Below are 6359 nucleotides of genomic sequence, written 5' to 3'. Positions count from 1 at the left end.
GCCGAAGATGATCGACAAGGCAACCGACCCGCAATTGAAAGCCGGATTTGAAAAACACCTCGATCAGACGAGAGGCCATATCGAGCGCGTCGAAGAGGTGTTTGAGTTGCATGGCGTCAAGGCCAAGGAGGTCAACTGTCCGGCAATCGACGGCATTCTCGAGGAGGCCGACGATGTGAGCGGTGACGTCGATGACAAGGAGGTTCTCGATGCGGCGCTGATTGCTTCGGCGCAGGCCGTCGAACACTATGAGATGACCCGCTACGGCACGCTCATCGCCTGGGCCAAGCAACTTGGCCGCACGGACTGCGCCAATGTGCTGACCAAGAACCTCAGGGAAGAACAGGCGACCGATCGCAAGCTCACCGAAATGGCGGAAAGCAAGATCAACCTGCAGGCAGCCGAATAAGGCTGCGATCCGGCCGGCTGGTAACTCGGCCGGCCGGATTGCCGGCAGGTTTCCACTCCGTCAGCGAGACGGGTCGACGCCCAAGGCCGCTGATTGCTGGCGCAGCGCCTCATCGTCATCCTGCGGCACATGCCGAGCAGATCCTGCTGTTTCCGTGTAGATGCGGTACGCTACGCAAGCGAGCGCCACCATGAAAAGTAGACGGCCCATCCATCCTACTCCTTGGTTACGGATTTCGTTTCGGCCATCCTCAGTACCCTCCGACGACCGGCAAGATCTCGCCGGTGATGTAGCTCGAGCAGTGCGGCGAAGCGAGGAACACATAGGCCGGCGCGAGTTCTTCCGGTTGCGCGGGTCGTTTCATTGGCGTGTCCGCGCCGAATTTCGAGACGTCGTCGGCTTCCTTGTCCGACGGATTGAGCGGCGTCCACACCGGCCCCGGTGCGACCGCATTCACCCTTATGCCCTTGCCGATGAGATTTCCCGACAAGGCCCGCGTGAAGGCATGGATGCCGCCCTTGGTCATCGAATAGTCGACCAGTTGTTTTGAACCGTCGATACCGGTTACCGAACCGGTGTTGATGATCGCCGAACCGGGTTTCATGTGCGGCACCGATTCCTGCGCCATATGAAAATAGCCGTAAAGATTGGTCTTCAGCGTCGTGTCGAAATGTTCTTCGGTCAGCTCGCCGAAATCGCTGGAATGAATTTGGAACGCGGCGTTGTTGACCAGCACGTCGATGCGGCCGAATTTTTCAACGGTCTCCATGACCGCCTTGTGGCAGTGGCTGCGTTCGCTGACATCGGCCTTGACCAGGATGCAGCGTCGTCCCTCCTTTTCCACCGCTGATTTGGTCTCTTCAGCATCCTTGTCCTCGGCCAGATAGACGATCGCGACGTCGGCGCCCTCGCGGGCGAACAACACCGCCACCGAGCGGCCGATGCCGGAATCGCCGCCCGTGATGAGTGCTACCTTTTGGTCGAGTTTTTTCGATCCGAGATAGTACGGCGCATCATACAAAGGCTCCGGCTCTAGTGCCCATTCGTGCCCCGGTTTGGGCTGATGTTGCTCGGGGAAGGGGGGCTCGGGATATTCACGGGCGCCAGCCTGCATGGCGCCTTGCTGCTTCCCATCGCCTTTCGATTTGTCCTTGGCATCGACGCCACGTTGGATATGGCGCTGCTTGGCCGCTTCACCGGCTATTTCCGACTTCATCTGCATGATCGTCTCCTTGGCTTGGAGAGGAAACAACGCATGTCAGGCAAAAAGGTTTGCGCAAAAGATCGAGAGATTCCGGCCAGCGTTTGGCAATGCGTAACAACGACATCGCCAGTTGCACCAATTCAGCTGCAATGCAGCCGCGCCAGCCACCGCCGCCGATGGGATCGAGCATCCGGGCTTGCCCGTTGCCTGTGCCGCCTTGGCAGCGAGCCAAATGTGATGATGTGGATTGGGGAAGCTATTGCGTCAAACTGGCGTGCGCAAAGCAGCGCCATCCGGTCTGCTCCAAGCGTAGCCGTCGGAATCTATCTTGGCGAGAGGCCATCGAGCAGGAAGTCCAGGCCTTTTCGGAAAGTGCCGTCCCAATCGTTGTCCAACAGCAGACGAGAGCGTTCGATTGTCGGGTAGTGTTCGCTGAGATGTGTAAGACGCGGCTGTGCGGCTGCTCTGTCTTCTTCCGAGAGGTCGAAGCTTGCCCGGGTGAGGGTGGCGCCCATCACATAGTTCCAGAGCGACCAAATCGCGGCGTTGAGATCCGCGTCCGCAACACCGGCTCTCGACAAGGTCTTGCTCAGCATTTCCAGGCGACTGAGGATGTTCGGGCCAAGCGCCCGTCGCGGCAACAGCGATGCCGACCAAGGATGGCGCAACATTCTGGCGCGCCAGCTTTCGAGCATATGAACGACGTCTCCGCGCCAGTCCGGAGACTCACCTGTTTCGGGCGATGCGCGATATTCGAGCACCGAATCGAGTGCTAGATCAAAGACATCCTCCTTGTTGTCGACGTGCCAGTATAGGCTCATCACACCCGAGCCGAGGCGATCGGCCAGCCGACGCATTGTCACTCCGTCTATGCCCTGGGCGTCCAGCAGTTCCACCGCGATCGCCACGATACGCTCTCGAGACAGCGGCGGCTCGCTGCTCGCTTCCTGCATAGGTGGAAGCTTTGTCCGTTGCGATCGTTTGCTGGCACTGCGGGGTTTGGCTGCCATCTGTCTTCCTTGCTGGCCGAACGTCGATTTTGGCAGGCACCGTCAGGAATGTCGACGCTGATCGCTTGACTAGTACGACGTACCATACGATGACTCGTACATCGCACGATTCATCGTATGGGCGATCTGGTTAAAGTTCATGCCGGCCGCGAGTGCGTTATTCGCAGTCAGCAGAGCCAGGAGAAATCATGTCACGCGCAATCAAGCATCTGCTTACCGGAGGGCTAATTATCATGACCATGGCAGTTTCCGCTGCGGCTACAGCGACTGGGAACGACCTCAAGCTGACCATCGTCAATCCACAGACGCTCTACGACCCGTCGCCGAATGGCTACAGCACCGACGTGATCGCACCGCGCGGAGCTCGGATTGCCTACATCTCCGGGCAGGGCGGCCAAGACAGCACAGGAGCCTTGTCACCCGATTTCGCCGTCCAGGTTAAGCAGGCCTACGCAAATTTGCATGCGGCGCTCGAGGGCATCGGCGCCAGGCCGGATCAGGTGGCGAAGCTCACGGTCTTCGTGGTCGACCACGACATGTCCAAGCTCGATGTGTTGACCAGGAACGTCAAGGACATGTTCGGCGAGGCGCTGCCGGCGCAGACACTGGTTCCCGTTCCCAAGCTTGCAATCGACCCCATGCTTTTCGAGGTGGAAGCCGTGGTCATTCTGGAGTAGGGGCGAGATCGCCCCACAAACTGAAACGGGTCGAGCGCGCCGCCGACAGCCGCACATCCGGAGCCATTATACGGAAGTAGAGCCGGCCAACGGTCGGTTGAGCTTCGCGTCAGCTCAGGTCTGTCCTTCGGTTTCGCTCGAAGCAAAGCCGCCAATTTCCCGACGCATTACAGTAGGTAGTGGCTCAGCGCGTTTTCCCTTCCGGCTACCGCGGCGGTATTTGCTCTGATACTCGCGTCGCTGTTTCGCGATTTCGTAGAGTACGATACCCGAACTGGTTCCGAGGTTTAGGCTCTCGATCATCCCGAACATTGGAATTGCTACGCACATCTCGCTGCGCTCGACCGCAAGGGTGCTGATGCCCCGTTTCTCATTGCCGAACCAGACAGCGAGTTTGGTGTGCTGGGTATAATCGCCCTCGTGCAGGAAAACGCTGGTCTTTCCCATTATATGCGGCGACGTGACGACGGACACAAAGCCATGTTTTTCCAGATGGCTGAGGCAGGCGTCAGTGCTGTCGAATCGTTTCACAAACGTCCATTTGACGGCTGATACAGACGTTTCCGAAAGCGATTTCCGTTGGCGCATTTGCTGCCAGTCATCAGGAAGTGCTTTGCGTGGATCGACGATATAGACTCTTTCAACGCCGAGGGCATTTGCGTTTCGAATTACCGTTCCGATGTTCCTGATATCATTCGGATCTTCGACAACGGCTACCAAGTTCTTGCAGCGAAACGATTTGACCGCAGCCGCACGCTTGCGAACCGATACTCTGGGTTTCTGAGCCTCAAGGGTTTCCATGAGAGAGGTTCTTACCAGAGGCGCATCTGAATCCAAGGCCCGTGGCGACTCTATCGCCGCCACATCAGGAAGTCGCATAAGATAGATTATGGAACTGACGCATGGGCCAGGAACTGTAAATTGCCGCTGATTCTCATAGGCTTGAGCGCTCGTGGCGTATTGCCTTGAGCGGATAGCCAACCCTAGGCTGTCGAAATGAAGATGGCAAACAGCGGGATCGAAGCGGCGATCGAAGTGTTCGTGCATGGCTTCAGTGCCGACAGAAGCCGCACCTTTCCTTACGTGGCCCGCCGTGTTGGGCCGTTGTGGCTGATGCGCGACGCCGAGCGCAAGAATCCTCGCGACTACCGCGGCGAAGAATGGGTCGTCCATGACGTCGCCGCTCAACAGGCCGATGCCATCGTGCGGCAGCATGCACGGCCGGGCTTTGCCATTTCCGTTATGATCGCGCACGAGGATCCGGACGGGCCGACACGAACTGCCTACAAAGCTCTCGGCTACCGGCTGCTTCGGACCGAAGGCTTTTTCGTCCACCGATTGCGCCGCATTCCCAGCCCGCCGGCGGTTGCTTCGATCGAACGCGTGCAGACAGCCGAACGGGCGGCGCAGTTGGGAAAGATCATCCGCAGGCAGCCGATCCCAGACGATTTGCTCGGCGACAGCGCGCCATTCCGTCAGTATGTGGCAGTCGATGGCGCCGATATCGTTGGGCGCGTACGCAGCCTTGATGCCCTGGGAGCCACATGGTGTTCGAGCATGTATGTCGAGCCGTCGCACCGGCGTCGCGGCATTGGCCAGGCTTTGATGTCGAGAATGTTGCACGACGATCGGGCGCGTGGGTCGAGGTACTCGGCGCTGGCTGCAACCCACGCCGGGGCGCTGCTTTATCCCCGGATGGGCTACGAGCGGATCGGAACGCTGCTGATATTTGCGTCAAGGAGCCGGAAGACCGTATGAGGGTTTATTCGCATCATGCTGATTTATAGTGGATTTCAGCTTGATCGGTGGTCAGAGCCCTCTCCTTTTACAACAGCTGGCCTAGCTTAACATCTTCGATGCCGATGAACTTCATCACAGCCCGCGATTTCACCAGGGAACGGTGCGGCCGAGATAGTCAAGATATTCCAGGCCGGGGTTTCCCCGTTTTGCGAGGAGCACGTTCACAAGGCTGGGAATGCTCTCTTGGATGGTGAGCCGTGCGCCCGGGCCGCCCAACTCCGTGCGAACCCAGCCCGGCGCCATCAGGACCATCGAACGGGCCTCGCCCGCGTGCCGGGCTGCGTAGCAGCGCATATACTGGTTCAAGGCGGCCTTGCTGCCGCGGTAGACCTCGCGCATGCCGGTCGTGTTGTTGCAGACGCTGCCCTGTCCAGACGACATCACGCCAATCAACCCGGACGCCTCGACAAAGTCATCGAGGCTCTCGATCACGCGCAGCGGGCTCAGCGCGTTCGTGAGCATGACCCGGATGAATTCGTCGGTCGTCACCTGCCCGACCGTATCCGTCTCGTTGTTCGTCGTTCCGGCGTTAACGAACAGCATGTCGAACATCTTGCCGGTCAGGCGTTGGCGCAGGCCCGCAACCTGGTCGGGCTCGCAGATGTCCAGGGTCTCTATCTCGACCCGGCCAGCATGCTCGTCTGCCAGATCGTGCAGCAAGGTCCGGGTTCCGCCGCCGCGAACTGTGCCGACGACATTCCATCCCTTTTTTAGGAACTCGGCCGCCATGGCATGGCCGAGGCCCCGCGATGCGCCAATGAGGAGGATTGTGCGAGCTGGGTCGCTCGGAATGTGTTTGGGCATGAGAGTTGGTAGCTTTCGATGTTGGTCCGACAGCCGATATAAGCGGCCGTGCGCAGGGCGCCAGACGCATCAAAGTCAAAGTATGGTTGCATCAAACGCTATGTCTGGCGACGCGGCTGGGATAGGCTCAGGTCATGACCAATGTTGATGTGGACCTGAACCTTCTCGTCGCACTGGATGTGCTGCTCGCCGAGGGCAGCGTGACAGGGGCAGCCCGTCGCCTCGGCTTGAGCGCATCGGCCATGAGCCGGACGCTCACGCGACTTCGGGCAGCAACAGGCGACCCGCTGCTCGTTCGCGCCGGGCGAGGCCTGGTGCCGACACCGCGCGCTGCCGAACTGCGCGAGCGCGTCCATGAGCTTGCGCGGGACGTGCAAGCAGTGCTCCGGCCGCAGATCACGCATATGGACGTCGCGTCGCTCGAACTGACATTTACCGTCCGAGTGAGCGAGGCA

Annotated in this window: 10 protein-coding genes; 4 read left to right on the top strand and 6 right to left on the bottom strand. The window is 59.5% G+C overall.

All coding sequences use genetic code 11. The annotated features are described in order from the left end of the window. Positions 1–409, top strand: a 409-nt coding sequence (locus tag EN906_RS18825; RefSeq protein ID WP_164777234.1) for a DUF892 family protein, incomplete at its 5' end; no start/stop codon positions are given. 60 nt (positions 410–469) lie between these two features. Here EN906_RS18825 and EN906_RS37775 read toward each other — a convergent pair. The 4 genes from EN906_RS37775 to EN906_RS18805 all read right to left on the bottom strand — a co-directional run bounded on the left by EN906_RS37775 (position 470) and on the right by EN906_RS18805 (position 2623). Then, positions 470–619: a hypothetical protein gene (locus EN906_RS37775; protein WP_127268841.1), complete on the bottom strand. Its 150-nt coding sequence runs from the start codon at positions 617–619 to the stop codon at positions 470–472. A gap of 40 nt (positions 620–659) precedes the next feature. Further along, positions 660–1631 carry an SDR family oxidoreductase gene (locus tag EN906_RS18815; protein WP_127268842.1) on the bottom strand — a complete coding sequence of 324 codons (972 nt, stop codon included), beginning with the start codon at positions 1629–1631 and terminating at the stop codon, positions 660–662. After that, positions 1603–1803: a hypothetical protein gene (locus EN906_RS18810; RefSeq protein ID WP_127268843.1), complete on the bottom strand. Its 201-nt coding sequence runs from the start codon at positions 1801–1803 to the stop codon at positions 1603–1605. Before EN906_RS18810 ends, EN906_RS18815 begins: the two co-directional genes overlap by 29 nt. Before the next feature lie 133 nt (positions 1804–1936). Next, complete coding sequence (locus tag EN906_RS18805) at positions 1937–2623, bottom strand: TetR/AcrR family transcriptional regulator C-terminal domain-containing protein (RefSeq protein ID WP_127268844.1); 687 nt, start codon at positions 2621–2623, stop codon at positions 1937–1939. A gap of 188 nt (positions 2624–2811) precedes the next feature. Between EN906_RS18805 and EN906_RS18800 the strand changes: the two genes are divergently transcribed. Further along, complete coding sequence (locus EN906_RS18800) at positions 2812–3300, top strand: RidA family protein (RefSeq protein ID WP_127268845.1); 489 nt, start codon at positions 2812–2814, stop codon at positions 3298–3300. A gap of 114 nt (positions 3301–3414) precedes the next feature. Here EN906_RS18800 and EN906_RS18795 read toward each other — a convergent pair whose 3' ends face one another. Further along, on the bottom strand, positions 3415–4101 hold the full coding sequence (locus tag EN906_RS18795) for an RNA methyltransferase (protein ID WP_127268846.1): 687 nt from the start codon (positions 4099–4101) through the stop codon (positions 3415–3417). A 201-nt stretch (positions 4102–4302) separates the two neighbouring features. Here EN906_RS18795 and EN906_RS18790 point away from each other — a divergent pair, with 201 nt between their 5' ends. Beyond that, positions 4303–5058, top strand: coding sequence for a GNAT family N-acetyltransferase (locus EN906_RS18790; protein WP_245484296.1), 756 nt, complete (start codon positions 4303–4305; stop codon positions 5056–5058). 129 nt (positions 5059–5187) lie between these two features. On the opposite strand, the gene EN906_RS18785 is transcribed toward EN906_RS18790, so the two are convergent. Beyond that, on the bottom strand, positions 5188–5904 hold the full coding sequence (locus EN906_RS18785; protein WP_127268848.1) for an SDR family NAD(P)-dependent oxidoreductase: 717 nt from the start codon (positions 5902–5904) through the stop codon (positions 5188–5190). A gap of 134 nt (positions 5905–6038) precedes the next feature. On the opposite strand from EN906_RS18785, the gene EN906_RS18780 reads away from it, so the two are divergent. Further along, positions 6039–6359, top strand: a 321-nt coding sequence (locus EN906_RS18780) for a LysR family transcriptional regulator (protein WP_164777233.1), incomplete at its 3' end; no start/stop codon positions are given.

This window comes from Mesorhizobium sp. M7A.F.Ca.CA.004.06.1.1, assembly GCF_003999135.1.
GTDB lineage: Bacteria > Pseudomonadota > Alphaproteobacteria > Rhizobiales > Rhizobiaceae > Mesorhizobium.
The sequence above is the reverse complement of the archived record's forward strand: the minus strand, read 5'-3'. Positions and strand labels throughout refer to the sequence as shown.

What these genes read in the sequence shown, in the direction of transcription:
- EN906_RS18815 (WP_127268842.1), bottom strand. Translation starts at nt 1,631, where the DNA reads ATGCAGATGAAGTCGGAAATAGCCGGTGAAGCGGCCAAGCAGCGCCAT.
- EN906_RS18790 (WP_245484296.1), top strand. Translation starts at nt 4,303, where the DNA reads ATGGCAAACAGCGGGATCGAAGCGGCGATCGAAGTGTTCGTGCATGGC.
- EN906_RS18800 (WP_127268845.1), top strand. Translation starts at nt 2,812, where the DNA reads ATGTCACGCGCAATCAAGCATCTGCTTACCGGAGGGCTAATTATCATG.
- EN906_RS18805 (WP_127268844.1), bottom strand. Translation starts at nt 2,623, where the DNA reads ATGGCAGCCAAACCCCGCAGTGCCAGCAAACGATCGCAACGGACAAAG.
- EN906_RS37775 (WP_127268841.1), bottom strand. Translation starts at nt 619, where the DNA reads ATGGGCCGTCTACTTTTCATGGTGGCGCTCGCTTGCGTAGCGTACCGC.
- EN906_RS18810 (WP_127268843.1), bottom strand. Translation starts at nt 1,803, where the DNA reads ATGCTCGATCCCATCGGCGGCGGTGGCTGGCGCGGCTGCATTGCAGCT.
- EN906_RS18795 (WP_127268846.1), bottom strand. Translation starts at nt 4,101, where the DNA reads ATGGAAACCCTTGAGGCTCAGAAACCCAGAGTATCGGTTCGCAAGCGT.
- EN906_RS18785 (WP_127268848.1), bottom strand. Translation starts at nt 5,904, where the DNA reads ATGCCCAAACACATTCCGAGCGACCCAGCTCGCACAATCCTCCTCATT.